The sequence below is a fragment of the Stenotrophomonas indicatrix genome (genome assembly GCF_002750975.1).
Classification (GTDB): domain Bacteria; phylum Pseudomonadota; class Gammaproteobacteria; order Xanthomonadales; family Xanthomonadaceae; genus Stenotrophomonas; species Stenotrophomonas indicatrix.
Map to the genome: position 1 here is coordinate 2101257 of NZ_PEJS01000001.1, position 26067 is coordinate 2127323.

Genomic DNA, 26067 nt, shown 5'->3' on the forward strand with positions numbered 1-26067 from the left:
ACGCATGGCGTGGATCTACTGGACTGCATCCACGCATGGCGTGGATCTACTGGACTGCATCCACGCGTGGCGTGGATCTACTGAGAGGCATCCACGCATGGCGTGGATCTACCGCCCTCCTGCCGCCGGGCGCTGTCCCGCGCCCGGCGGCGCCGTGTCGGTGGTCCTCACCGCTGATGGCTGCTCCTTGCCCTCGGTGCCGTCCTGGCTGGGGCCGCCACCGTTCCCTGGCAGCTGGCCCGATCCTCTGTTCTGCGCGTGGTGGGTGCGGACCTTGGCCCGCACCGCTCCTCCATTCACGTATGGCGTCGGTCTACTGCACCTGCTGCTTGCCCGCGTCTGCGCGCGCCTGCGGGAACTGGAAGGCGCTGTTGACGTCGTAGCCCGTGGCGGCGGCCGTGTTTCCGCGCGTTGGCGGGTCGATGCTGCTGCTGGCACTGCCGAAGCCCAGGATCTGCACGCTGATCACCGACGGCTGGTTGCGCCGCGCATCGTCCTGGCTCTTGCGCATCACGTCCTGTGCGGCCTGGCTGGCGCTGTTGGCCGCAGCGCTTGCCGACGCGAGCGCGTTGACGTTCACCGAGGCCAGTACCGGCAGGCCCTTGCTGTCGCCCTGCACCTGGATATTGGCGGCGTTGAGCACCTGCAGTGCCGCCAGGTTGATGTTGCCCGACACGCGGATACCCGCCTCGCCGGCATCGATGGTGCCCAGCGGCGCGATCAGGTCGACATCGCCCGGCGCCACTTCGGCGATCGGGTTCAACGTTGCGATGCCGGCGCCGCTGGCCGGTGCCTGCGGCGACAGGATGACGTTGCCCCAGGTGTCGTAGACCCGACGCGGTGGGGTGTACAGCAGCGTGGTCTGCGAGCCACGGCCGGCGTTGATGTCGCCCTGCTCGGACCACGCCAGGATGTCACCACCAAAGGTGGTCATCACCCGCGACAGGCCCAGCAGCACGCTGTCCTGGCTGAACAGACGGATGTCACCGTGCCCCTGGGTGACCAGGCCCGCACTTGCGGGAGGCACCACGCCCTGCACGCCCACCACGATCTGCCCGCCTGGCGCCATCAGCTCGATGTTGCCACCCGCTTCGGTGCGCACACCGGAGCCGCCATACATCACGATATCGCCGGTACGGTTGATCGTTGCGCCATTGGCATCCTTGTCCGGCATCAGCGTGGCGATGGCCTCGCGACCGCGCAGGTAGGAACCGAAGCGCGGCCCTTCTGCATTGGTGTACTCACGACCACCTTCGCGCAGTTCAGCGTAGTAGACCTGGCGCAGGAAGATGCGCTGCTGCTCCTTCGGCAATGCGTCGAACACGGCCAGTGCATCCAAGCCTTCGCTGGATGTACCGAAGCGCTGCTGCAGCCACTGCTTCAGTTCCTTGTCGTAGATCTTGACCGCCTTGCCGGGCTGCGAAGCCAGCGATTGCGCCGGGTCGGCGAGCGCGGCCGGATCCAGATAGCGTGCGCGCAGTGCATCGAAATCAAGATGCTGGTTGCCTGCGGTCACCGCAATGCTCGCACCCGGCCGGGTGTCACCCTGCACGATACCGCCGAGGCTGACGATGCTTCCCGCCTCTTCCTGGCGCAGCTGGCGGCCGGCGCTGACCTCGACATTGCCGGGGCCGGCCACCGTCAGATTGCTGCGGATGATGTCGCGGCCCGCGTCGATCCCACTGATATCGGTACTGCTGGTGTTGAGCGCGGTAACGTTTGCATTGATGACATCGCGACCGGCGCGCAGCTGTACTGCCGAGCCCGCTTCGTACCAGTCGAACACGGTGCGCCCGTTGTTCCCCGTATCGCGCGACAACTGCCGCCTGCTGCCGCTGCCCAGCCCGATGATGTCGCCGGCCACGGCATAGAATCTGCTGGCTACAGCTGGGGTAGTTGGTAGCAGCGCGCCGAGCGCTGTATTGGGACCGAACGCGAAATACGGCAGCACGGCCTCAGGGTCGGCCCTGCCCCCGTCCACGGATACGTTGCTGCGCACGGTTCCGGCATTTCCCGGCCCCCGCGCGATGAAGCCCGGATCGAACGGGCCCGGAACGCGGGCATCACTGCTGGAGCGCACAATCTGGGTGGCCTGTTCGGCAGCCAGGATGGAACCTCCTGCCAGCACCTCCAGTCGACCCGACGCCGAGGGCGCCAGCAGGATGACATCCTGGGCACCGAGGGTGGCGCCGCTCGCCCGCAGACTGGCGAGATTGATGTTGCCGGAGGCCGCCACGGCGCTGAACCGGGACGGATACAACCAGTAGTTGAGGATGACGTCACCATCGCTGGGGCTGATGTCTATCACCTCCCTGCCCTGGTTGCTTCCGCTGACATGCTGCGTGCCGACCAGGCCCGGCGAAAGGTTCCCGCCTGCCGAGAACAGGTCCAGTGCGGTGCGTTGTGTCCACAGCGAGAACCAGCTCGAGCCCGACGCGTGGCTGCCATCGTCCAGCAGGATATCGTTGAAATTGGCCACCGGCACCCGCCCGGGGTCGGCCGCACTGCCCAGCACCACATCGCCGCGCGCCTGCACCAGCGCGGTGGAATCACCCAGGATGAGCACCGGCCCCGCCATCGCCACCGGGGCGTCGGCCACGAACGGATTCTTCAGCCCCAACGTTCCGTAGCTGCTCTGTATCGCACTGACACCACCAATGTGCGCCGCCTGCAGCAGTGTGCTGCCGCGTAGATTGGTCACGGCGCCATTGAGATCCAGATCCTGCAGGAAACCTTCGGGCTGCTGCGCGCTCGCGCGCAGGCCGGGGTTGAGCGCTCCGCCGCTTCGCAGCGTCAGGTCGCCGCCCCCCGTCAGATGCAGCTCACCGTCGCTGACGCGTCCGGTCGATCCGACCGCAGCGACGATCGCGCTGGAATGGGGCGCCGTCAACAAGCCCAGGGCATTGCCCATCGGCGAGATCACGCCCGAGTGGCGGCCTGCTTCCAGGGACAGATTGCCCCCTCCCAACGTGCCGAAGCCGGTGAAGCCGACCATGCGGGGCGTCGCGTCCAGTTCGGCGCCGACGGTGCTGTAGGTGCCGAAGTTGATCCACCAGCTGGTTGCTGTGGTCTGCACACCTTCCGTCGTGCCCGAACCCTGCCGCCACAGCCAGCTTCCCACCGCGGCACTGGAATGCCCGGCCTGGTCACGTTGCGCCGTGCCCGATTCGGAGCGGCCGGTCCAGACATCGCCGATGATGTCCCGCCCCGCTTCAACACGCAGATTGCCGCCCTGGTCCGGGTACCACGCCTGGTAGCCGGCGATGGCCGCGTCATAGGATCCGGAGGCCTGCGTCGCGCCGAGCAGCGCGGTGTTCATCGGTTTCGGCGCACGTGCCGCGTTGAAGCGCGCGTCGTTGCCATCGCCCAACAACGTCGGCGCACCTGCGGTGTACACGCCGAAGCCGGACTTCATGCGAACGTCCTGCGCGGCCAGCAGTGCCAGATCACCCTTGCCGGTACGCAGCACGCTCCAGGCCGGTGCCCCCAGCCGCTTGCCATAGGTCGTGACTTCCGTCAGCGTGCCGCCGCCATAGCAGTAGCCCATTGCCGCGCAGATCTCTTCCTCCGACATGCCCATCTCGGCACCCAGTTCCGAAGCCGGGCGGCCGACCCAGGATTCATCGCCCCACCATGCCAGCGAGCCTTCCTTGTCCACCAGGCGCGGCGCGGGGCCGCAGAAGGAGCCTGCACCACAGATCTCCGCCTCGGTGGTCCCAATGATCTCGGCCACCTCGGCAGGTGACTTTCCGGCCAGACTCTCATCGCCCCACCAGTACAGAGAACCCTCCAGATTGACGATGCGATCACCCTTCCATTCTGTCGTCGTGGTTACTGTCCCGATGGTGCTGTAGTGGCTGTCGGCCAGCACGATGCTGCCGTCGCCACCCCAACGGCGGGTCCGCGGATCGGCAGCCGCCGTATCGGCACCGCCCACTGCGGTCAGATCCCACGACGTGGTGCCGTCGGGCAGCATCGCCGCCAGCGCCCAGTTGCGCCCCTGGCGCCCGCTGGCATCGGCCGTTCGCAGCTTCACCGGCGCATCGCCGGCCAGCTCCACCTTGGTCATCGACGGGATGATCGCACCGGCATGCAGGTCCAGTGCGCCGGAAAGCTTCATTGCCATGGGCAGGGCGACACCGGCCGGCCACACCTGTGCGGCCACCGGCGCCGGCGTGCGCAGGCGGAAGCCAGCGCCCAGGCGGGCACCGGACTGCAAAGCCAGCGCCTGTGCCAGCACGGTACCGGCCGCCATCACCTGTCCGCTGCCTGTCGTCACGGCCGCGCCCAGAACGGTACCGGCGGGCAGCAGCAGCGGCCCGGACAACACCATCTCCGCCGGCAGCACGGTTCCCGCCGGCAAGGTTACGGCCTCGAATGGCAGTGCATAGTTCAGCGTGGCGCCAGCACGGAACTCGGTGCCGCGCTGCAGCTGGACACCTTCGCCGGGCACGATCAGGTCGCCGCCGAACGCGGTGTTGGGCGTACCGCTACTGCGCCCTTCCAGCAACACCCAGCCGTCCTCATCGGGATTGGCGGGCGGCGGCGCGAAGCCGTCGTTGATGCTGCCATAGACATTGATATCGCCCTCGGCACGCAGCACCAGCGCGGCCGATTCACCGAAGCCGCGGCGCGCAGGATCGAGCCGGTTCGACTGCGGTCCGTAGCGATAGCCGGACAGATCGATATCGCCGGCCACGACCAGATCGCCACGCGGGTTGTCACTGCTGGTCCGCGCCACGATCTGCACGCCGGGGCGCAGGCGGTAGCTGCCCAAGGCGGCAGTGCGCTGCTGCAATCCCGTATTGACCAGCGCGGCGTTCATCCACTGGCTGTTGTCCGGGTCCACCACCGTATCCAGCCATTGCTGGTTGATCACCTGCGGACGATGGCCATGCACATCCGGAGCGCTGGCCAGCGGCGCCGAATCATAGCTGCGGAAGGCGTTTACCTGGACGTCGGCGGCACCGGCGATGCGGATGCCGCTGGCCACATTGATCGCGGCGTCGTTGCTGCCCACGCGTGGCACGTTGAGCTTGACGCTGCCGCGTGCGCGGCCATCATTCTGGCCGGGGCCGCTCCCCGCGGCCACCGACGTGCCGGCGCGCAGGTCCATCGAAGAGGCAGCGCCCAGCTGCACGCTGCCATTGGCCGAGGTCAGTTCGATCATGGCCCGGTTCGGGCTGTCGATGATCTTGCCGTAGCTGTCCACGCGCAAGGCGCTGCCATGCGCGTCCAATGTGCCATCGATACGCAGCACATCACGGGCCGACAGGCGGATGCTGCCAACCTGTTCACCGCTGGCATCGATGCGACCATTGACCTGCAGGCTGCCGCCATCGACGCTGACATCAACGTTGCGGGCCTTCACTTCATCGCCGATCAGCAGGTCGCCTTCACTCAACTGAAAAGTCCGGCCACCGGTAATGCCGCCGGCGGTAAGCCGTGTGTTCAGTCCGGAGAAATCCTGCAGCTGACGTGCACGCAGCACCAGTTCGCCGCCGTCGTAGGGCACTTCGGTGCCACCTGCGTCGTAGCGGCCACTGGCGCCGCCAAGCAACGTACCCGCCAGATCGACACGGCCGCCCTGCGCGCCCAGCGCGGAAACCGTCAAGCGGCCGCCGCGGTTGTTGCGGGCGGAAAGATCGATGCGCGACGCCGCGTCGGCAACGATGTCACCGTCACGGCTCGACAGCGCTACGTCGCCGCCCCAACTGTACTTGTCCACGTCGAACAGGCTGACCTTCCGCCCCGCCATGTCCAGCACTGCATTGCTGCCAAGCGCCACGCCCTGGCGGGCATTGGCTTCGAACCGGCCGGACGCCAGCGCCACCCGGCTGTCGATCACAACGCGTTCGGTCGTGATGGACAACTCCGCACCCAACGCATCGCTGCCCGCGGTTGCCGCAGCACCGCGCAACTGCACCGTACCGCCATTGCGGATTGCCAGCTGCGCGCCCGCACTGCCGGTCAGCAGCGGGGTAACGATATCCAGCGCGCCGCCGCTGAACTGCCAGCCGCTGCCTGCCACGTAATCGCCCTGCCGCTGGAAGACATCCAGACTGCCCTTGCCGGAGAACAACATGCGATCCGATGCTGCCAGGGTAACGCCGGCGAAGCCGAGCACCTGGCGATCCGCGGCCACCGACGAGCTGGGCCGGGTGAGGGGCGCACGTCCCAACTCCAGCACCCGTGTATTGATTTCCAGCTGTCCTTGGCCAAGCCGGCCCAGCATCGCCTCGCCGGCCGGCTGGGTCTGCTCTCCGCCGGGCAATGTGGTGCCGGCCAGCGTACCGTCCCAGACCAGCGTATCGGCGAAGATGCGCGCGCGATCGGTCGCGGTGCCGTAACCGTGAATGGCCGGTGCGCCCAGCACCAGGCTGCGCAGGCTGCTGCGTCCGGTTGCGCCCTCACGGGTATCCAGGTCCACGCTGCCGAACACGTTGATGGCATCGCGCGCGGTCAGGTTGAGGGCTTCCAGCGCCGGCGCGCCGGTAGCGGTGTTTCCGCGCAGCAATCGCTGCAACACCTCCTGGTTCATGGTCATGCCGACCGGCAGGCCGCCGGCCGCCGATGCCGCCGCAATGGCTTCGGCGCTGCCGAGGTTGAGCGCCGACATGCCCAGGCCGAGCTGGCGCGTGCCGTAGCTCACCGCGTCGCCAATGTTCAGGGCGCCGTCGGTGACCACGTTGATGCTGCCTGCCGACAGCAACCGGGTCTGGCCGCTGCAGTCCACCACGCATCCGCCGATGTCGATCGCCACCGGACCTGCAGCGCCTCCGCCCTGTGCACTGAGCGCCGTCAGGCGCTGGTTGGACACGGCAAGCAGGCCGCCCGACACCAGGTAGGGCGCCGTGGGCTGCGCAACACGCGACGGATCGGCCCCGGTCAAGGTATCGATCGAAGCGCCCTGCTCCACCAGGATTCCCTTGCCTCCGAACGCGGCCGACAGCAGCACTTCCTGCGCCGTCAGGGTGACGCCGTTGCGCACCACGATGTGCCGCGCGCTGCCTTCCAGCGAATAGGTCGTCGCGTCACGTCGCAGCACGCCGCCAATCAGCATCGTTTCCGGGCGGAACGCATTGAGCGCGGAGTCGAAGATGGTTGCACCGCTGCCGCTGCCGGCGCTGCCGCCTTCGGTGGCAATCTCCAGCACCGCGCCATCGGAGGTGCGCAGGTTGACCGAAAGCGTGCCGCCGCGCCCGTCATTGCTGCCGGCGTTGAAATGGGACAGGCCCTGGAAGATCGCGGCCGGCACGGCCGAACGTCCTGCGCCGTCGCCAAACACCAGGTTGAGGTTGCCGGCGTCGGTCGGCCGCCAGCGCAGCGCTTCGCCACGCCGCTCGGCCACGCCCTGCACGAACGCGCTGTAGGAGGTCTCGTTGTAGCTGGCATGGCGGCGCACCACCTCCGCTGGCGTCAGCACCAGATCGGTGAGCAGCGGTGAGACACCACCGCCCAGGCTCTGCGCCTGGTGTCCACTGACGCGCCAGGAGCCAGTGCCGGTCGCCACTGGCTGGCGGCTGCCGACGGCGCTTTCGGCGCCAACTTCGACGCGGAATGCGCCCTTCTGCAGGGCGTAGCTGGCCGGCAGCAACGTGTAGGTTCCCGCAGGAAGGCCGGGAACGCCGGCGGTTATGATGATCTGTTGGCCAACGCGCGGATCGGCACTGCCGTCAGCGGTGCCCAGCGGCGCCTGCGTGCCCGAGCGTCCCGGCATGATCGCGTAGACCGCATTGTCACTGCCGCTGAAGCGGTAGCGCGGGTTCGCATCCGCCAGCGCATGCCGCAGGATGTCCACCGAGCCACCGCGCCCTGCCACGAACGCGGCACCGGACAGCTCGCCTCCGCCGGACACATCCAGCACGCTGCCCGCCGCGCCACTGAAGGCATTGGCCACGATGTCGATACCGATCGGGATGTTGGTCGAGCCGGGGCCCAGTACATCGAAGTCGGCGCCGTTGCGGCGCCAGCTCACACCGTCCACGGTGCCGCCAAAGGGCAGCGCCAGCCCGGCGCCACTGATGGAGGTCACGCTGCCGGCAAGCAGATCGACACGGCTGGCACGATTCGAGTTGAACTCGTTGCCGCCCAGCTGCACGCGGCCCCACGGCGCCTGCACCGTGCCGCCCTGCACCACCGTTGCCGCCACCAGCTCCAGGCTGCCGAACGCAGAATCCGGTGCCGGTTGCGCGCCGCCCGCAATGCCATGGATGCGCAGCACGGCGTCGGGGTTCTGCCAGGACGGCACGCCCGAGGGACCGATGTCGGGAACGCCGGCCACGATGCGTCCCTGGGCCTTGGCCGCAGGGTACAGGCGTGCGGCGCTGATATCGATCGAACCCGGGCTTGCCAGCGTGGAGATTCGTGAAGTGCTGGCGACTGGCGCCAGCATGCGGATGTCGCCGCTGCTGCGCAGCCCGACCTGATCAAAGCCGGCCAGCCAGGTGACGTCGCGCAGCTCGATCAGATCGGCGTCCACCTCCAGGCGATGCTGCCGGCCGGTATCGAACGGTGCCTCCAGCGGGCGCAGCGTGCCTTCCCCGGCCGGCTGCCACCAGCGCCCCTGCGCAAGGCGGACATACGGCGCGGCCAGTTGCAGGCGGCTGCCCGCGCTGTTGCCCGGGACGAAGCCGAGGTATCGCTCGTTCACGCCTTGCAGGCGCAGGCTCTGGTCCATGCGCAGATTGACATCTCCCTGGGCGCGGATATCGCCGAACAGGGCCAGATGATCGAAACCACCGGCCTCGACCTGCTCCACCGACAGTGCCGCATGGCCGTATTCAAGGCGTGCAGGCAGGCTCGCCGTCTGCGCGGCGTGCTGGGTCAGCGAGATCACCCGCGGCGCCAGCACCTCCTTACCGTCTGCCGTTCTGCCGTAGGTGCCGCCACCGAAGGCAACACCAAGGGTGCCACCGCGCGCACCGTCGCCGCCCGCCGCTGCATCCAGTTCGCCGTGCAGGTACAGGGCATTGCCCGCACGCAGCACGATGCTGCCGCCATCGCTGTCGACCCGGGTACGCCCGCTGCCATCGATATCGAGCAGCGCCGAAGCACCGGACGCATCCAGCCGTGCACCGCGCTCCACCACCACGAAGGTATCGGGCGGCAGGTGGCGCACGTTGTCCTGGTCCTCCCAGTCCAGCGCCCCCCCGATCTCGATGGTTCCGCCCTTGCGCACCTGCCCGCGCAACGTCCTGCGCGCGTCGGGCAGGGAAACGGTGTCGCCGCTCACGTCAAGCAGTGCGCCATCGGTGATCGTCCACTGGCGCTCGCGGCGTGCATCGCCGCGTACGCCCGACGGATCGAATGCCTCGTCCAGGCGGATGCGCCCGCCGGCCGCCTTCAGACTACCGGCCACAATCAGGTTGCCGGCGCTGAACAGTTCGATCGACTGGCCCGGGTCGACCTCGATCCTGGCCCCCTTGCCAACGCGCAGGTCGGCCGTGGACAACAGATGCCCGGCGCGCAGTGTCAGGCTGGCGCCGCCACGCTGCGACACGCGTCCGCTGGTTGGATCGGCCTCATACAACGATGGCGTCCAGGCCTGCACACCCTGCTCGCGGGCCAGTGCCTGCTGTGCGACCTCGGCCAGCCGCAGCGCCGGTCGTTCCACCTGCAGCTGGGTACCCTCTTCAACCGTCAAGCCGTTGTGACCGGCGATGTCATAGCCGGCAAAGCCACTCTTGAACAGCGCTTCCTGCAAGTGCAGCGACGACGCCGATGCGTCCGTGCCAGGCGCGCCGATGGCCACCGCACCGCCTGTTGCCAAAGTGAAGTTGCCGCTGCCGTTGCCGAGCGCACTGAAGCGTGCGTCCTTGCCGATACGCAGCCGGCCACTGCCGTCGGTGGCGACCTCGGTGCTGGCCGCGAGCAGGCTGACACTGCCCCCCTTGCCCACGCGCCCCTTGCCATTGGCATCGATGACACCACCGGCATCCACCGAAATCCGTGCACCCTCGCCCACGTTGATGTCGTGGCTGCCGTTGAAGCGCAGCTGTCCACCGTCGATCCACGCCTGTGCGGGACCGCCTTCCGGCGCGGCAAGCGCGTTGCTCCAGCCGCCGCCAAGATCGATCCGCGCGCCCGCCGCAACATCGAGCGCGCCGCGCCCGGAGGACAGCAGGGCCGTCGGCCTGCCGAGCACCAGAAGCAGGTTGCCGGCCTCCACCTGGCCGCCGGCAATCTGCACCGTTCCGCCGAGGCTGACGCGGCTTGCGGCAAGGCCAAGCCTGCCGCCCTCCTGCAACCTGAGCGTGCCATCCAGATCGATGCGGCCGGCCGAAGCGAGGTCCACCTGCCCCCAACGCTGGGCGCTCAGGACCTCACTGTCCAACCACACGGTATTGCGCTGTGCTTCCCCGACCGGCGCCTGCAGCGTCCACGGCGGGGTGTCGGCCTGGAGCTCTCCGATGCGGACCTGCGAATCGAACACTGCACTGCGCCCGGTGTTGTCGAAACGCCCAAGCCAAAGCTGGGCGTTGCGGGCCGCCGCCGTCTGCGCCTGCGTGTACCCGTCCTGTCCCTGGTCTGGGCGGCGCGTCTGCTGCACGCCCTGGAAGGCCACCGTATCCACCTGGCCCTGCAGGACGGCCGTGGGCGCCGAGATCAACAGGCGGCCGGCGTCGCGTCCCACGGTGTAGCCATTGTCGAAGCGCTGGCCAGGGGCAACCAGTGGATTGCGGAAGGATTCGGTAACCCCCCAACGCTCCTGCTTCAGTTCGTAGCCCTGATACAGACCGTCGTACAGCATCTCCGCCGGCGCATCGTCAAGCCGGTACAACTGGCCATCGCGCCCACGCAGCCAGCTCTGCTGGACCACGCCGGACTGCACATCCAGGCTGCCACCGGCCAGATTGATGCGCGAACCGGCGTGGCTGACCACTTCCTTGCCTGCCAGCTGGACGGTGCCGCCCTGCGCCGCCCATTCGCTGATCGAATGCCCCTGATTGTCCAGGTAGCCACCCACTTCCAGCAGGCCGCCGCCGGCATACCAGCGCGTACCTTCATAGCCACCGGTACCGGCGGCAACTTCGATCAACTGGCGGCGGTCGATCCACACCTCGCTGCTGATCAGCTTGCCGCTGTCACGGTTGTCCGGCGAATCGCGCAGCTCGTTGCCCTGCACCTTCACCTTGACGTTGTTGCTCTCCATCGCCACCTGCACGCCCACCGCACCGGAGACGTCCACGCGCGCGCCATCATCCAGGTAGCTGCGCCGGCTGGCGTCGGCGATCACCTGGCCGCCGGTGGCCACCGCCAGCGAGCCGGCCTGGAAGTTCACATCGCCGCCGGAGACGACTTCGATGCGTGATTGCTCCCGGCGGTCCTGCAGCCGCGAGAGATTGTCGAAGGTGCCACTGTTGCTGGCGGCACGAAGCTTGTCCTGCTCGGCCGATTCCCTGATGAGGGCGTCGCGCTGGCTGTCAAGCGCGGTGCTCTTGCCATCATCTTCGATCAGCACTGCCGTCGTCGAACCCGTGGCCAGGGTCACGCTGCCCTTGCTGTCGGAGGACGAACTCAGCAGATGCACGGTGCCGCGCTGGTTCAACGTCGTTGTGGCCACCGCCACGCCGGCCTGTTCGACCGTGCGGCCGGCAAGAGTGACGTCGCCCTCGCGCGCTTGGATCAGACCGCTGTTGCGAACGCTGCCGGCCGTGCTGTCGGTGGCGAAGCGCGGCGCGATCTCATTGCCCCGCGTGGTCGAAGCCGTGTTCTGCGCCGTACCCGCGCCACGGCGGATCACGAAACTGTCGCCGGCCGCCAGCTGGGTCTGGCCCCTCCGGGTTTCGATCTGGCCCGCATTCTCCACGCTGTGGCCGGCCAGCAGCACATAGCCTCCGCCGCGCGTTGCGCTGGTGGGCTCATGCGTGGTGATGCGCGCACCACGTTCAACCATGATCTTGCCCACCGCATCGGTCAGGGCGGACGTGTTCGCATCAACGCTGTACAGACCGTTGTCACGGAACTGCGCGTCGCTGATACGTGCTGCAGCAGCCACCAGGTTGCGGACGTTGACCTGGCTGTTGTTGCCGAACACCACGCCGTTGCGGTTGGCAACGAACACCGTGCCATTGGCCTTCAGCTGGCCGAGAATCTGACTGGGCCTTGCGGCCGGATCATTGACCCGGTTCAACACGGCCCAGTCAGCGTTCTGCAGGAAATTCAGCGTGGTGTTGCCACCGATGTTGAAGGTTTCCCAGTTCAGGATCGCCTGGTCGGCGGTCTGCTCGATGCTGACCTGCACCCGGCCGTCGGCGCCCTGCGACTGGGTCGCTTCGCGGGCATTGATCCAGCCACGGGTCAGCGGATTCTCGTCCACCTTCAGGCCATCCTTGCCCAGCCCATCGGCCACCACGAAGCCCGCCTCCCGTCGCGCCTGCCTGGCCTGCTCCTGCATGCGCTGTTGCAATGCGATGGCCTGCGCGGCCGTGCCGAGGTTGTCGATCGACTGCTGCAGCTTCTGTCGCGCCGCATCCTGCTGGTGTGCAGGCAGCTGGAACTGGATCGGCGCGCCATTGGGCATACGGCCACTCTGCGCTGCCGCACCTTGGGCGGCGCCGCGGTCGGCGAACCAGCCGGGGCTGAAGGCCTGCTGCGCCTGGCTGGCAGGAGCGACCACGCTGCCCAGCGCCACGGCCACGGCCCAGGCCATCGGGTGGCTGCGCCAGAGGGAGGCGGAGAAACGGGCGGCGGGCGAATGCGGGTGCGACATCGGGGACCTCGTCAACCTGATGGGCCGCGTCGGCCGCGGCGAGTACGAAGGGGGCCTGCGTAACGCATGCCCTGCACCTGATAGACGGTGGCCGCGGCGTGAAGACGACAGCTCAGCGCGGATGCGGTGCCACCACGAAGGAAAGCGCCGGCATTTCGGCCGGCGCTTCGATCAGCAGGTGTTGCCTTGCAGACAGTTACAGCGGACGGCCGATGCTGGCGCAGGTGCTCGGGTTGTTCACGGCGCCAGCATTGCTGGCAGTCGCGAAGCGCGCACGGACCGCATCACGCCAGGCCTTGGTCAGCGGGATGAACTTGTGCGCGCGGATGGCCGCATCGTTCGGGCCCTGCTCGACGCCGGCGACCACGACACTGCCGTAATGGCGGGTCAGGAAGCCACGCACGTTGGCGCCGACAGTGGCGTTCTTGTAGCACTGGCCGAACACGAAGTTGGTGTAGCCAGCGATCGGGTAGCCCGCGCTCGGGTTGCCAAACACCGGCACCCAGTTGGCGGGATTTTCAGCAGCGGCGCCGGTCGGCGGCGCAGCGGTTTCCAGGGTCGCCTGCACGCTCACTTCATCCGGCGAGAAGGACTTGACCTTGGCCACCTTGGTGGCATCGGTCAGGCTCGGGATGACGTCCGGGCCAACGTAGCCGATGCGGCCGTCAACGGCGTACACCGCGTTGTACAGCGAGGTGCCACCGGTGGCCGGCGCGGCGATGAAGTTCGACGGCACGGTGGTGAACAGGTTGGCGAAGGTCGACTGCACCGAGAACGCCGGCACGCCGTTCGTCAGCTTCAGGGTGGTGCCGGAGACGTCCGCCGGCTGGCAGGCGCTGGTCAGGAAGCGGGCCAGCAGCTCGCTGGTACCGCTGCTCTCGCCACGGTAGACAACCTGCAGGGCACCGGTACGGCCCGAACCAGCCAGCTGGCTCCAGTCATTGATCTTGCCGGAGAAGATGCCGCAGATCTGGGTGACCGACAGATCAACCGCCGAACCGGCCTTGTTGAACGGGATGGTGACCGAGGTGGCGACCGACGGGATCTGCACCAGCGCGCCGAAGCGGTTGGCATCGCCAGCCACGTTGTAGGTGCTGTTGTAGGTGCTCAGCTCGGTGCTGCTCAGCACCGAATCGCTGCCGGCGAAATGCACGGTACCGGTGGTCGAGAACAGCGCCGAGTTGTTTTCCAGGAAGGCCTTCTTGCCGGTGCCCGAACCGGTCACGGCGTAGCTGAAGTTGGCCGGCAGGATGCTGTCGGCCTGGCCCTTGTAGAGGTCGGCCGGCAGCGAAGCGCCGCCGCCGGTGACAGCGGTCTGGGCCGACGCGGCACCAGCAGTGGCGAGCAGCGCGGTAGCAACCAGCGCGGCCAGGGTCTTGTACTTGGTCATGATCTTCTCCTGAAGGGTTTACTGCGAAGGTGAAACACCAAGGGAGGAACGGTCACTACACGCCTGCTGCCGCCGAGGGCCTCCCAGCCCACTCTGCGGCGACAGGGACATGCTGGTCGCCGCCGATGACAGGCCGCTTAAGAAACCTGTGGAAGATCGAGAAAAGGTGTGGAGGATTATGTGGAGAATCGAAAGCCTGCCGCGCTGCGCGCTCGCCGGCCATGGCCCGTCGCTACCCGTGATGCGCTTCGCGCATCACTGCACCAGCTGGTTCATTTCCATGATCGGCATCAGCACGGCCAGCACGATGGTCAGCACCACGCCCCCCATCACCAGGATCATCGTGGGCTCCAGCAATGTAGTGAGTGCCATCGCGCGGCGTTCGATCTCGCGCGAGATGGTCTGTGCAGCGCGGTCGAGCAACGGCGCCAATGAACCGGTCTTCTCGCCACTGGCCACCAGATGCACCAGGATCGGCGGATACACTTTCTGCACCTTCAGCGCAGCGCCAAGCGAAGTACCTTCGCGCACGCGTGCGGCCACATCATCGGCACAGCGCGCCAGCAGCGCATTGCCCAGTGTCTGTCGTGCGGCGTCCAGTGCGCGCAGCAAGGGCACACCGGCATCAAGCAGGATCGCCAGTGTCGATGCGAAGCGTGCGCTGTTCACGCCCAGCACGAAGCGCCCCACCATCGGTACGCGCAGCAGCAGGGTGTCCCAGCGCAGGCGAAGATCCGGCCGCCGCAGTGCCAGCCGCCAGCCCACCACCAGCGCGCCGATGCCCAATCCCGTCCATATGCCCCATGCGCGTACGAACGCACTGGCCGCCAGCATCACCTGGGTCAGCATCGGCAGCGTCTGCCGCGCCTGCACGAACGCAGTCACTACCTGGGGAACCACGTAGCTGAGCAGGAAGATCACGATCGCTACCGACACCAGGCTGATCGCCGCCGGGTAGATGAATGCCGTCAGCACCTTGGCCTGCAGTGCATTGCGTTCTTCGATGTAGTCGGCCAGGCGCTCCATCACCCGCGCCAGATCGCCGGAATCTTCGCCCGCACCCACCAGGGCACGATAGATCGCAGGAAAGTCGCGCGGCCGCGCCGCCAGCGCCACGGTCAACCGTTGGCCGGCGCGCACATCGGCACGCACCGCAGTGAGTGCCTGTGCAACGTGCGGGCGTTCGGCCTGTTCGATCACCGCGCTCAACGCGCTTTCCAGCGGCAGGCTGGCGGCCAGCAGGCTGGCAAGTTGCCGCGTGGCCCAGGCCAGTTCGCTGGCCGATAGTCTGCGCGTGCCCCAGCCACTGCCGGAATTTCGTGCGGCTGATACCTGTACCGGTGTCAGCCCACGCCCGCGCAGTTGCTGGCGCACGCCGCGCGCGTTGTCGGCGTCCAGCTGCCCCTTCTCGATGCGCCCCTGTGCGTTGACGGCCTGGTAGTCGAACAGTGCCATGCGCGCCTCAGTCGTCGCCGGTCACGCGCAGGATCTCCTCCAGCGTAGTCACCCCGCTGTCGACCCAGCGCTGCCCGTCCTGGCGCAGGGTGCGCATGCCGGCGCGCCGCGCGGCCTCGCGCAGCGCAGGTTCGCCCTGCCCTTCATGGATCAGTGCCCGCACGCGCTCATCCACCACGAACAGTTCGTGGATACCGGTGCGCCCGCGGTAGCCGCTGTTCGCACAGGCGGGGCAGCCTACGGCCCGCCACACGGTGCGGTCCTCGGCATCCACTTCGGCACGCCGGCACTGCAGGCACAGCCTGCGCACCAGCCGCTGCGCCAGCACGCCACGCAACGATGAGGCCAGCAGGAAAGGTTCCACGCCCATGTCCGCCAGTCGGGTCACCGCCGAAATCGCATCGTTGGTATGCAGCGATGCCAGCACGCCGTGACCGGTCAGCGACGACTGCACCGCGATCTGCGCCGTTTCCAGGTCACGGATCTCGCCGATCATGATGGTGTCCGGATCCTGGCGCAGGATCGCGCGCAATGCGGTGCCGAAACTCATGCCGATGCGCGCGTTGACCTGGATCTGGCCGATACCGGCAAAGTCGTACTCCACCGGGTCTTCCACCGTGAGGATGTTGCTGGTGCTGCTGTCGAGCTGCCCCAGTGCCGCATACAGCGATGTGGTCTTGCCACTGCCGGTCGGCCCGGTCACCAGCACGATGCCATGCGGCTGGCGGATCAACCCGGTGAAGGTGGCCAGCGTATCGTCGGCCATGCCGAGGCGTTGCAGCTTCAACCGCCCGGCATCCTTTTCCAGCAGGCGCAGCACCGCCCGTTCGCCGTGCCCGGTGGGCACGGTGGAGACGCGGATATCCAGCGGCCGGCCCCCCACGCGGATCGCAATGCGCCCATCCTGCGGCAGGCGCTTCTCGGCGATATCCAGGTGGGCCATGATCTTGATGCGCGAGACCAGCGCCGCGTGCAACGCACGTCGTGGCTGCACCATGTCACGCAGGGTGCCATCGACGCGGTAGCGCACCACCGAATGCGTTTCGAAAGGTTCGATGTGCAGATCGCTTGCACCGTCACGCGCGGCCTGTGCTAGCAGGGCGTTGATCATGCGGATCACCGGCGCGTCGTCCTGTGCATCCAGCAGATCGGTCACTTCGGGCATGTCCTGCATCAGCCGGTCGAGATCGACTTCACTTTCGGCCGCGCCGACCAGTGCAGCGGCATCGCCACCGTCACGATACTGCTCGCCCAACCGCTGCTGCCAGGCCGCCGCATCCAGCACCTGGAACGGCAGCGGCCCGTGCCGGCGGCGCAGTTCGGCCACCGCCCAGGCGGCGGTCTCGGCAGTTCCCAGCAGGACCGGCGCGCCGCCTGCTTCGGCCAGCATCACGCCGTGGCTGCGCACCCAGGCATACGGCAGCGCTGGCGGCGGCGTGGCCATGCTCATGGGCCGATGACCAGTTCCGGGGTGTAGCCCAGCCCGCGCAGCTGCTGCAGCGCCGGGTCGAGCGTGGCCGGGTCGCGTGCCACCCGCACCCGCAGTCGCTGTCCGGTTTCGCCCGGCGTGGTTTCGGCATAGGCCTGCAGGCCAAGCGCGCGCACCTGTGCCACGGCCTGCGTGGCACGCGCTGCATCCAGCCCCTGCGCGAACTGCACCACCTGCACAACGCCCTCGCTGGCCGGATACAACGCCGCAAGGCTGCCGTTCTGCGGCGGCTGGCCCTGGCCATCGCGTGCATTGCCCTGGCCCAGCACCGACAGGTCCTGCGGCGGCAGCTGCGGTGCCGACAGTGCCGGCAACGCCCAGCTCTGTACCGGTTGTGCAGCGGCCTGGGCGTTGCGCATGTAGTCGTAGCGATCGCGCGTCAGGCGCTGTCCGGCGGCCGGGTCGCGCACCACGTGCGGGCGCAGGAACACCATCAGGTTGGTCTTGGCCCGCTTGCGCGTATCGCTGCGGAACAGCGCGCCCAGCACCGGGATCTTCCCCAGCCCCGGCACGGCATCGCGGCCATGGCTGACGCTGTCTTCCAGCAGGCCGCCCAGCACCATGATCTGGCCGTCATCGAGCAGCACGCTGGTGTCCAGCGCCCGCTTGTTGGTGATGATGCCGGCGCTGCCCGAGCTCTGCGCATCGATGCTGCTGACTTCCTGGTAGATGTCCAGCTTCACCGTGCCGCCCTCGGAAATCTGCGGGCGCACCCGCAGCTTCAGGCCCACGTCCTCGCGTTCGATGGTCTGGAACGGGTTGTTGCTGCCACCGCCGCCATCGGTCACATAGCGGCCACTGACGAAGGGCACGGTCTGCCCGACCATGATGCTGGCCGCCTCGTTGTCCAGCGTCATCAGGTTCGGCGTGGAGAGGATGTTGGCGCCGCCTTTGCTCTGCAGGGCATTGGCCAGCGCCTTCATGTTGAGGATCTGGCCGACGCCCGGCAGGTTGATCGTGCCGTCGATCACGCCGATGTTCAGCCCGTCCTTCGGCAGCACGTCGAGCGTGGTGCGCGCGGTGGTGTTCAGCCCACTGCCGCCGGTGGTGCCGCCGAAGTGGGTGCCACCGAAGGTGCGGCCGTTGCCCAGCATCCATTGCACGCCCAGTTCGGCGGCGTCGGTCTGGTTGACCTCCACGATCAGGCTCTCCACCAGCACCTGCGCCCGACGCTGGTCCAGCTGGTCGATCACCCGCCGCAGGTTGCGGTACACCGGCTCCGGGGCAGAGATCAGCAAGGTGTTGGTTGCGATGTCGGCCTGCACCGAAATGCCGTTCTGGCTGAAGCCGGTGCTGCCGGCATCGATCGGTTCGCGACGGCCGGGATCAAGCCGCGGCGATTCCAGCGCATTGCCTTTGTTCTTGCCCTGTGCAGGCTGCGCCGGCGGGCTGGCATTGCGGCTGGTCTCGCCCGGCAATGCAGTGATGCCGTCGCTGCTGCCCATTGCCGGCGCATCGCTCTGCCCTGCCACCACGCCCCGCAGCACCCCGGCCAGCTGGGTGGCCTGGGCGTTGCGCAGGTACACCACATGCAGGTTGCCGGACTCGTCCTGGGCCTTGTCCAGCTTCTCCACCAGCTGCCGCGCCAGGCGCGTGCGGCCCGGGCTGCTGGAACGCAGCAGCACGCTGTTGCTGCGCGGGTCGGCCATCACCACCACCTTCTGCGCCGGCTCCGCGCCCTGCGCATCCAGCAGCGGTGCGACCATCGCCGCCACGTCCACGGCAATGCCCTGCTGCAGCTTCACCACGTCGGTGTCCATGCCGGCCGGTGTATCCACGCTGGCGATGACCCGCGCGATGCGCTCCAGGTTGTCGGCGTAGTCGGTGATGACCAGCGTGTTGTTGCCGGGGTTGGCGGTGATCGGATTGTCCGCGGTGATCATCGGCCGCAGCACCGCCACCAGCGCCGCGGCACTCTCGTAGCGCAGGGCAAACGTGCGCGTGGCTATCTCGCCGCCCGCACCACCGGCACCAACGCGGCCGCCCAGCAGCTTGGCATCGGCCTGCGGCACCACCCGGCTGACTCCCCCGCTTTCAACCACGGCGAAGCCGCGCATGCGCAATGCACCCAGCAGCAGCTGGTAAGCCTGCACGCGGCTGACCGGCCCATCGGAGACCACGGTCATCTTGCCGCTCACCCGGGGGTCGACCAGGAACTGGCGGCCGGTGAAGCGTGCCGCCATGCGCAGCACCCCACCGATATCGGTGTCCACCAGGTTCAGCTGCACCGGTTCGCCATTGGCGTCCTGCGCCTGCACCGGCGCCGGAAGATGGGCCAGGCCCACCACCAGTGCCAATGCCGCGCTGCAGCCCAGGCTGCGCATCGCCTTCATGGATGGCCACCGCCCTGGGCGGCCATCACGATGTTTCCGGAAATCCGTGCCGCCGGCATGTTCGCGTCCCCTGTTCGTTGCAGTTGCAGTTGCTGCAGTTCGATGGCCGGGTCGGCCAGCAAGGGCAGCAGCCAGTTCCAGAGCGCATCGGCGGGCACACTGCGCACCTGCAGGTGCCAGCGCCCGTCGCGCGTTTCGATATGCAGGCTGCCCGCCAGGCCGGCAGCGGTGATCTGTTGGCGCAGGCCTGCAAGTGTCGGCCGCCGGCCTTGCGCCTGCTGCTGTTCACGGGCGCGCAGCAGCGGTGCAAGTGCAGCCGCCTGCGCCTGCAGCCGTGGAAGCTCAGCCTGCCAATGGCTGCGCTGTTTAAGCAGCGGCTGCAGCCAGCCCAGCCACAGTGCGGCCGCCGCTATCGCCGCAGCCATCAACAGCAGCATCGCGCGCTCGCGCGCCGCCAGCCGCTGCCAACGCTGCGACAGTCCGCGCACGAAGCCCGCCGGCCGTAGTTCCGCTGTGGTCACGGCGCAGTCCCGCTGCTGATCCGCAAGCGGCCACCGGCTTCGTGCGCAAGCTGCAACCCTTGTGCCTGCATCGCCTGCTGCCAGCGCTCCAGCCGTTGCGCGTCCTCGGCCAACACCTGCGCGTCAGCGTCCAGTTCCAATTCCATCTGGCCCGGTTGATAGCGCAGGCTGCGAACCTGGCCAGCCAACTCGGGGATGGCCTGCAGCACGCCGGCAACCTGCTGCTGCACGGCAGGAAGTGCCCGTGGCGCTGCCGGCGCTGCCAGTGCCCGCCGTGCCTGCACCACCGGATCGACAACATCGTGGATCTCGGGGAAGTGCGTGCTGAACTGCCGCGCCATGTCATGCTGCAGGGCTTCACCCTCGCTGTGCCAGCGCGACACCTGCAGTTGCAGGCCCAGTGCAGCCAGCACCGCCGCCGCCAGCGCAAGACCGATGGCCACGCGTGGCGCACCTGCACCCGAGGCCGGCAACGGCAGTGACCAGCCAGGCAGCGGACCGCTGCACTGCACCGCCTGCGTCAGCACGCTGGCCGGCAGACGCTCGGCCCAAGCGGGCGGCACGCCATCGATCCACTGCACTGCCTGCACCCCGGCCTGCTGCAAGCGCACGGCCAGCACCTGCATCACCGAGGCCAGGTCACGCCCACCGCACCACTGCACGAAGCCACGATCACGGCCACAGCGGACCAGCACCTGCTCACCACACAGCTGCAGGGTGACCTGCCCGACCGCCCACGGCAGCAGCAAGGGCGTTGGGTGCAGCGCCTGCAACTGCAGCCCGCACTCCTGCAGCTGCTGCTGTACGCGCGCAATCGCCTGCAGGCCAAGCCACGCCACCGCCACCGTGCCATCGGCCGCCTGGGTGCCATGGCCCAGCGCCACCTCCTGCAGATCATCCAGCAGCATCGCTTCCACTTCACCCTGCAGGGCGGCCTGCAGGCGTCGCCCGGGCAGCGGCGGCAGCTGCAGCTCAAGCAGGATCAGGTCCTGCGGATCAAGGCTCGCATGCACCCTCGCCTGCGGAAAGCGCCGGCCCAGCGTAGACAGAGGGTCGCTGCCCGTGGCCAGCACGCGGTCCTTGTGCAGCTGCGCCCACTCAACCGCGCTGTCCCCATCCAATCGTTCCAGCGCCGGCAGGCGCACTCTCAGCTGCAGGCTCATGCACCGATCCTTGTCCATACCCGTTGCACACGCACGCTGTCGTCGCGGAACTCGCGCCAGATCAACGCGCGGAAATCCACGGATGCACCGTCTGCCTGTACCTGGCCTACCGCCAGGAACCACTCGCTGTGGATACCCAGCGGCATCAGCGCCATCTGTTCGTTGCTCAGCTGCAGCCGGTTGGCGATGTCACCGCGGTTGAGCAGCCAGTGGCCACGATCGCGCTCGCCCAGCAGCGCCTGCAGGCGCCCGGCATCCACCCCGGGTGCAACCGCCTGCAGTACGGCGATGTCCCCTGTATTGGCGTTGACCAGGGTCTGCGCTGGCAGCACCACCGTACGCCGCGCCAGTGCCTGTATCGCCACCGGATCGGCGCCTGCCAGCACCTGTTCAATCAGCGACTCACGCGGCAACGGTGCCCGCGCATGCCGATCGCCATCGCGCAGGCGCGACTGGACCTGCGTTGCGGCGCTGGCACAGGCAGCGCGGGGCAGCCCCTGCCCCACACACAGCGAAGTGAACGCACGCAGTGCCTCTGCGGCAGGCTGGCCGTCAGCCAGCAGCGTGCGCAGGTTGAACCTCGACTGCGCGTCCACCAGCTGCAGGTGCACCGGCAGTGGCGCCTGCAGCTGCACCGGCCGCGCCCAGCGTCCACTGCCAACGGTAGTCAACTGCTCGCGCGCGTCGTCACGCAACTGCTGCGCCGCGCGCTCCAGCGTGGCGTCCACCGCCATGCGTACCTGCATGCGCAGCTGGTCGCTGCGTACCGCGCGCAGCTGTACGGCCTGCCGGGTCAGCAGCGCAGTGGCGATCACCGCCACCAGTGCCACCACCAGCATCGCCACGATCACCGCCATGCCCTGCTGGCGGGCAAACGCACCTGGAATGTTCCGGCGTGCCATTGTCCGGCCTCACAACTGCCAGGAACCGATGTCCGCGTTGCCGGCCTCACCGCCGGGCTTGCTGTCGGCCCCCAGCGAGAACACGTCGATATCGCCGTGCGTGCCGGGGTTCTGGTACTGGTAGGGGTGCCCCCACGGGTCATCCGGCAGGCGGTCGAGGTACGGCGTGACCGGCATCGCGCCGCTGCCCTGCGGCGGTTTCAGCAGCGCCTGCAGCCCCTGCCCGGCACTGGGGTAACGCCCATTGTCCAGCCGGTACAGCTTCATGGCCTGCATCAGTGCGGCGATGTCCTGGCGTGCCGCCACCACGCGGGCCTGGTCGGGGCGATCCATCAGCCGGGGCACGATCAGTGCAGCCAGAATGCCGATGATGACCACCACCACCATGATCTCGATCAGGCTGAAGCCCTGCTGCCGAGCCCTGCGACCACCCATCTGCATTGCCATTGTTCCGCCCTCATCATCCTGGAAGAGACCGCCGCCCCATGGTCAGCGGCGCATGTGTCAGTACGATAAACATCCTGCGGAAATCGGCCGTTCCTGCAGCCGATCACCCACACCGCGCGCATTCCCCACGCAGGCAGCGTCCAGCAGCGACGACGGAACGCGAGCAAGCGTTTCCTCCACGCAGCGCTGCAGCAGTGGCGCGGCACACGCCTGCAGCAGGCGCATGCACTGCAGGGGCGACCAGGCCATGCCATGATCGAAGCCGATGAATTGCCGGTACACCTGGTGATAGCGAAGATCGTCGTGCAGGCGCTGCCCGCTGCCAGGGGCGCACAGCGCGATCAGCAGCACCGCACGCTGCACCATGCGCACCTCCGCGCTCTCCTGCGCAAGCGTGGCCAAGGCCGCTTCAGGCCACGGCTGCAGGCATGCGTCCAGCGCCTGCCGCAGCAGCATCAACGGATGGCCGCTGACATCCAGCGCTGACCACCTTGCCGCATCGGCCCAGGCATCGCTGGACAGCATCCACACCCACGGCTGCCCATAGCGCTGCACATTCACTGGGGCGTGCCGCGCCTGGTCCAGCGACTGGCTCAGGTGGCGGTCCAGCTCCAGCATGCTGATCCTGCGACTGTCGTTCATCGGCGTCGCCTGCGCTCCGCGACGCGGGAGCGTCGTACTCTGCAGAAGACGTCAGCAAGGCAGCCGAAGCGACAGCACGAATGCGATGTTGAGCAGTGCGTGGCAGCATCGCGGGAATGTCACCGCAACGTCATCCGCCTGCAGGCTTGCAGGTCCAGGCGCGGCGCCTCTCCGCCACACCGCCGGGCCAGCACGGCAACGTCGCTGCGCTGCGCGAATGCCGCCAGCGCGTGCATCGCGTCCGCGTCATCCAGCAGCGCCGCCGTCGTCGCCTGCAGCAGTGGCAGCTGCCATCCCTCCATCTGCGCATCGCTGGCGGCCACGAACCAGTGCCACAACCGGTGGTAGCGCACGTGATCGTGAAGTGCCGCCAGACCCTCGATGCCGTGCATGGCCATCAGCAACAAGGCACGTGCCAGTGCAGCAGCAGGCAGCATTCCCGATTCCGAAAGTGGCAGCGCCTGCCGCTGCAACCGCAGCAGCATCGCCAACGGATGGTCCTGTGGCTCGAACTCCAGCAGCACCGCCTGCTGCCGCCACTGCGGGTCGGACACCACGCATACCCACGGCGCGCCATAGCGGTGCACCATCAGCGGCCGCCGCTGGGTGGTTTCCAGCAGCGCCGACAGATTGCGGCGCAGATCCAACACACCGATGGTCTCGTTGCGCATCCTTGGCCTCTCCATGCATGCAGCGGGCGTGCGCGTCGCGCGCAGCCAGGGTCTTACCCCAAGACGGCAATTCCACCGGGAAAGCGACGCAGGCCGAGTGACAGCGTCTGCCCGAGCTGCTCCAGTGCGGCATCCGGATCATCAATGCGGAAGCGACCACTGACCGGCGCCCGCGCCAATGCGGATTCGCCCAGCAGCACCTTGCCGCGCCGGTAGCGGTTGATCTCGGCCACCACCTCACGCAGTGGCGCGCGGCGGAACACCAGCATGCCTTCGGTCCACGCGCTGACTTCGGCCGCCACGGCTTCGGCCACCACGCCACTGAGGCGCTCGTCATACACCGTCTGCTGGCCGGCCTGCAGCTGCAGGCGACCTTGCGGATGCTCGATGCGCACGCTGCCGCGCAGGCAGGTCACGCGCACCTGGCCATCGGTATTGCGCACATCCAGGCGTGCTGCGCCCTCGTCGGCCACCAGGCAACCCGGCCCGGCGAACAGCGCCAGGCGCGCTCCCGCAGCGGCCTCGATCGCCGCCTGTCCCTGCACCAGCTCGAAGCCTTCACCCTGGGCATCACTGCGCCGGCGCAGGCTGCTCTGCGTATCCAGTTCGATCTTCAGGTGCGGCGTCGGCGCAATCTGCAGCCGCTCGCCGGTACCGGTATGGAAATCGGCGGTCATCGCCGTCACCGAAGGCCACAGGCCCAGTGGCGGGTGCAGCGCAGCCACCACGGCCAGGCTCGCAGGTGCCGCCACGGCCGCACCCAGGAATGCGCGCCGGCTCCAGCGTTGTGCCGGGGTTGCAGGCTGCGGCTGGCGCGCAGCGGCAGGCAGCTGCTCACCGGCCAGGCGTACCTGTTCCCATTGCCGTTTCGCGCGCGCAAAGGCGTGCCGATGGCCGGGATCGGCCTCGCACCATTGGTGGAATTTCCTGGCATCGGCCGCAGTGGCTTCGCCCGAGGTCAACCGTACCACCCACGCGTGGGCCTGGCGCTCCACGGCGTCGAGCGGGCGGTGCGGTTGATCGTCAGCGTCCATGAGGGCTCTTGCCGTCCCCGCACGCTGCGGGGTTCTGCTCGGCGTCAAAGTGTAGACGGATGCCGTGCCTCAGAACCGCACCTGCCGTCCCTGCCCGCTGCGTTCGGCCAGGTAATCCTGTGCGGCTTTCAGCTCACGCTGCACCAGCCGCAACGAGACGCCCAGGTGCTCGGCCACATCGCGCTGCTGCAGGCCGTCCACGCGGATCGCCAGCAGTATCCGGCGGCGGCGCTCGGGCATCCGCTGCAGCAGGCCGACCATGTCTTCCAGCGCCATCTCCTGCTCGGCCGCCTGTGCCGGCCCCGGGCCGGGATCGGCCATGTCCATCAACGTATCCACTTCTTCCAGGCTCAGCAGGCGATGGTCGGCGCGCTGGCGGTCGATCACGGTGTTCATCGCCATGCGCAGCAGGTACGCGGCGGGGTTCTGTACCGGGTCCAGGCGATCGCGGCGCGTGCTCAGGCGCATCCAGGTGTCCTGCAGCGCGTCGCCGGCCAGCTCTTCCGAGCCCAGCTTGCGCACCAGGCGGCGCTTCAGTTCGTCGTACGCGCCCAGCAGATGGTCCATCAGGTCTACCGCCCCAGCCGTGCTGTTGCTCATGTTCGATTCCTTGACGTCATGGTTGGGGCGGGCGCCGGCCACAGTCGTGGCCCGCGCTGGAAGGACGGATCTGCAGGGTCACCGGCTGCGGCAGCGCGGCAGCATCGGCGTCCAGCCGCAGCGCCTGCATCGCCTGCAGAAGACGCGCATCGCGGCGGGTGCTGCCGCTGCCGGCAAGCAGTTCGGGTTCCTGCACCTGGCCGTCGTTGGCAATGCGGAAGCGCAGCGTCGCCGCATAGGCGCCCGGTGCAAGGTCAGGGTCGCCACAGAACGCAGTGCGCAGCCGCTGTTGCAGGTCGCCGAAGCGGCGACGCTGCCCGAGGTCGTTGGCCACACCGGTCGCAGAGGCCTCGGCAGCGGCGCGTGCGGCGCGGCGCAGGACCACGCGCTGCGCGCCGATCAGCTCGGCCTCGACACCCGTATCCTGCAGCACCACCTGCAGCGCCTGCAGTGGCGGCAGGCTGGCCTGCAGCGGATGGCTGCTGCGGCCCGTGCCGAGGTCGCCGGGATACATCACCGACCAGCCGCTGACGACGCTGAAGCGCTCGACCGCCTGTTCCAGCGGCTGCGCGGGAATGTCATAGGCGCGGATGTCGTCCTGTGCGGCGGCAGCGAAGGCGAACAGCAACCCGGCGGCGGCCGCCACCCTCCAACGTCTGATCGCATGCTGTCCATTCAGCCCCCTGACGTAGAACACATGACCCT

Annotated in this window: 14 protein-coding genes; all 14 read right to left on the reverse strand. The window is 68.2% G+C overall.

All coding sequences use genetic code 11. From position 1 onward, the window contains the following. Window positions 1-313: 313 nt before the first annotated feature. Complete coding sequence (locus CR918_RS09765) at window positions 314-12715, reverse strand: filamentous haemagglutinin family protein (protein ID WP_099842640.1); 12402 nt, start codon at window positions 12713-12715, stop codon at window positions 314-316. A 196-nt stretch (window positions 12716-12911) separates the two neighbouring features. After that, entirely contained in the window at window positions 12912-14105 is a 1194-nt protein-coding gene (locus CR918_RS09770; protein ID WP_025874374.1) for a substrate-binding domain-containing protein, read from the reverse strand. Window positions 14106-14360: 255 nt separating this feature from the next. Further along, entirely contained in the window at window positions 14361-15560 is a 1200-nt protein-coding gene (gene gspF / locus CR918_RS09775) for a type II secretion system inner membrane protein GspF (RefSeq protein WP_099842642.1), read from the reverse strand. A gap of 7 nt (window positions 15561-15567) precedes the next feature. Continuing rightward, window positions 15568-17004 carry a type II secretion system ATPase GspE gene (gspE, locus tag CR918_RS09780; protein WP_484600326.1) on the reverse strand — a complete coding sequence of 479 codons (1437 nt, stop codon included), beginning with the start codon at window positions 17002-17004 and terminating at the stop codon, window positions 15568-15570. Between the two features lie 2 nt (window positions 17005-17006). Further along, window positions 17007-19382 (reverse strand): type II secretion system secretin GspD, encoded by a 2376-nt coding sequence (gene gspD / locus CR918_RS09785; protein WP_099842646.1) that lies wholly within the window; start codon window positions 19380-19382, stop codon window positions 17007-17009. Further along, a complete protein-coding gene (gene gspM / locus CR918_RS09790; protein WP_243379049.1) occupies window positions 19379-19903 on the reverse strand; it encodes a type II secretion system protein GspM in 525 nt (174 codons plus the stop codon). Before gspM ends, gspD begins: the two co-directional genes overlap by 4 nt. After that, complete coding sequence (gene gspL, locus CR918_RS09795) at window positions 19900-21066, reverse strand: type II secretion system protein GspL (protein ID WP_099842648.1); 1167 nt, start codon at window positions 21064-21066, stop codon at window positions 19900-19902. The genes gspM and gspL overlap by 4 nt, the downstream gene beginning before the upstream one ends. Continuing rightward, entirely contained in the window at window positions 21063-21923 is an 861-nt protein-coding gene (gspK, locus tag CR918_RS09800; RefSeq protein WP_099844325.1) for a type II secretion system minor pseudopilin GspK, read from the reverse strand. Before gspK ends, gspL begins: the two co-directional genes overlap by 4 nt. A 54-nt stretch (window positions 21924-21977) precedes the next feature. After that, a complete protein-coding gene (gspG, locus tag CR918_RS09805; protein ID WP_033831258.1) occupies window positions 21978-22415 on the reverse strand; it encodes a type II secretion system major pseudopilin GspG in 438 nt (145 codons plus the stop codon). Between the two features lie 57 nt (window positions 22416-22472). Next, the gene (locus CR918_RS09810; RefSeq protein ID WP_099842650.1) at window positions 22473-23057 is read right to left on the reverse strand and encodes a hypothetical protein; all 585 of its coding nucleotides are present in this window, start codon (window positions 23055-23057) and stop codon (window positions 22473-22475) included. Between the two features lie 119 nt (window positions 23058-23176). Beyond that, window positions 23177-23728, reverse strand: a complete 552-nt coding sequence (locus CR918_RS09815) for a hypothetical protein (RefSeq protein WP_059064332.1) — start codon at window positions 23726-23728, stop codon at window positions 23177-23179. A gap of 53 nt (window positions 23729-23781) precedes the next feature. Next, complete coding sequence (locus tag CR918_RS09820; protein ID WP_099842652.1) at window positions 23782-24762, reverse strand: FecR family protein; 981 nt, start codon at window positions 24760-24762, stop codon at window positions 23782-23784. Window positions 24763-24831: 69 nt separating this feature from the next. Further along, a complete protein-coding gene (locus tag CR918_RS09825; protein WP_025874363.1) occupies window positions 24832-25362 on the reverse strand; it encodes an RNA polymerase sigma factor in 531 nt (176 codons plus the stop codon). 16 nt (window positions 25363-25378) lie between these two features. After that, window positions 25379-26059 (reverse strand): STN domain-containing protein, encoded by a 681-nt coding sequence (locus CR918_RS09830; RefSeq protein WP_032974850.1) that lies wholly within the window; start codon window positions 26057-26059, stop codon window positions 25379-25381. Window positions 26060-26067 lie beyond the last annotated feature (8 nt).

Excerpts from the sequence above, each read along its gene's own strand:
- gspK (WP_099844325.1), bottom strand. The coding sequence starts at position 21,923 with ATGGCGGTGATCGTGGCGATGCTGGTGGTGGCACTGGTGGCGGTGATC.
- gspE (WP_484600326.1), bottom strand. The coding sequence starts at position 17,004 with ATGGCCACGCCGCCGCCAGCGCTGCCGTATGCCTGGGTGCGCAGCCAC.
- CR918_RS09825 (WP_025874363.1), bottom strand. The coding sequence starts at position 25,362 with ATGAGCAACAGCACGGCTGGGGCGGTAGACCTGATGGACCATCTGCTG.
- CR918_RS09810 (WP_099842650.1), bottom strand. The coding sequence starts at position 23,057 with ATGAACGACAGTCGCAGGATCAGCATGCTGGAGCTGGACCGCCACCTG.
- gspF (WP_099842642.1), bottom strand. The coding sequence starts at position 15,560 with ATGGCACTGTTCGACTACCAGGCCGTCAACGCACAGGGGCGCATCGAG.
- CR918_RS09815 (WP_059064332.1), bottom strand. The coding sequence starts at position 23,728 with ATGCGCAACGAGACCATCGGTGTGTTGGATCTGCGCCGCAATCTGTCG.
- gspD (WP_099842646.1), bottom strand. The coding sequence starts at position 19,382 with ATGAAGGCGATGCGCAGCCTGGGCTGCAGCGCGGCATTGGCACTGGTG.
- gspG (WP_033831258.1), bottom strand. The coding sequence starts at position 22,415 with ATGGCAATGCAGATGGGTGGTCGCAGGGCTCGGCAGCAGGGCTTCAGC.
- CR918_RS09770 (WP_025874374.1), bottom strand. The coding sequence starts at position 14,105 with ATGACCAAGTACAAGACCCTGGCCGCGCTGGTTGCTACCGCGCTGCTC.
- CR918_RS09820 (WP_099842652.1), bottom strand. The coding sequence starts at position 24,762 with ATGGACGCTGACGATCAACCGCACCGCCCGCTCGACGCCGTGGAGCGC.
- gspL (WP_099842648.1), bottom strand. The coding sequence starts at position 21,066 with ATGAGCCTGCAGCTGAGAGTGCGCCTGCCGGCGCTGGAACGATTGGAT.
- CR918_RS09765 (WP_099842640.1), bottom strand. The coding sequence starts at position 12,715 with ATGTCGCACCCGCATTCGCCCGCCGCCCGTTTCTCCGCCTCCCTCTGG.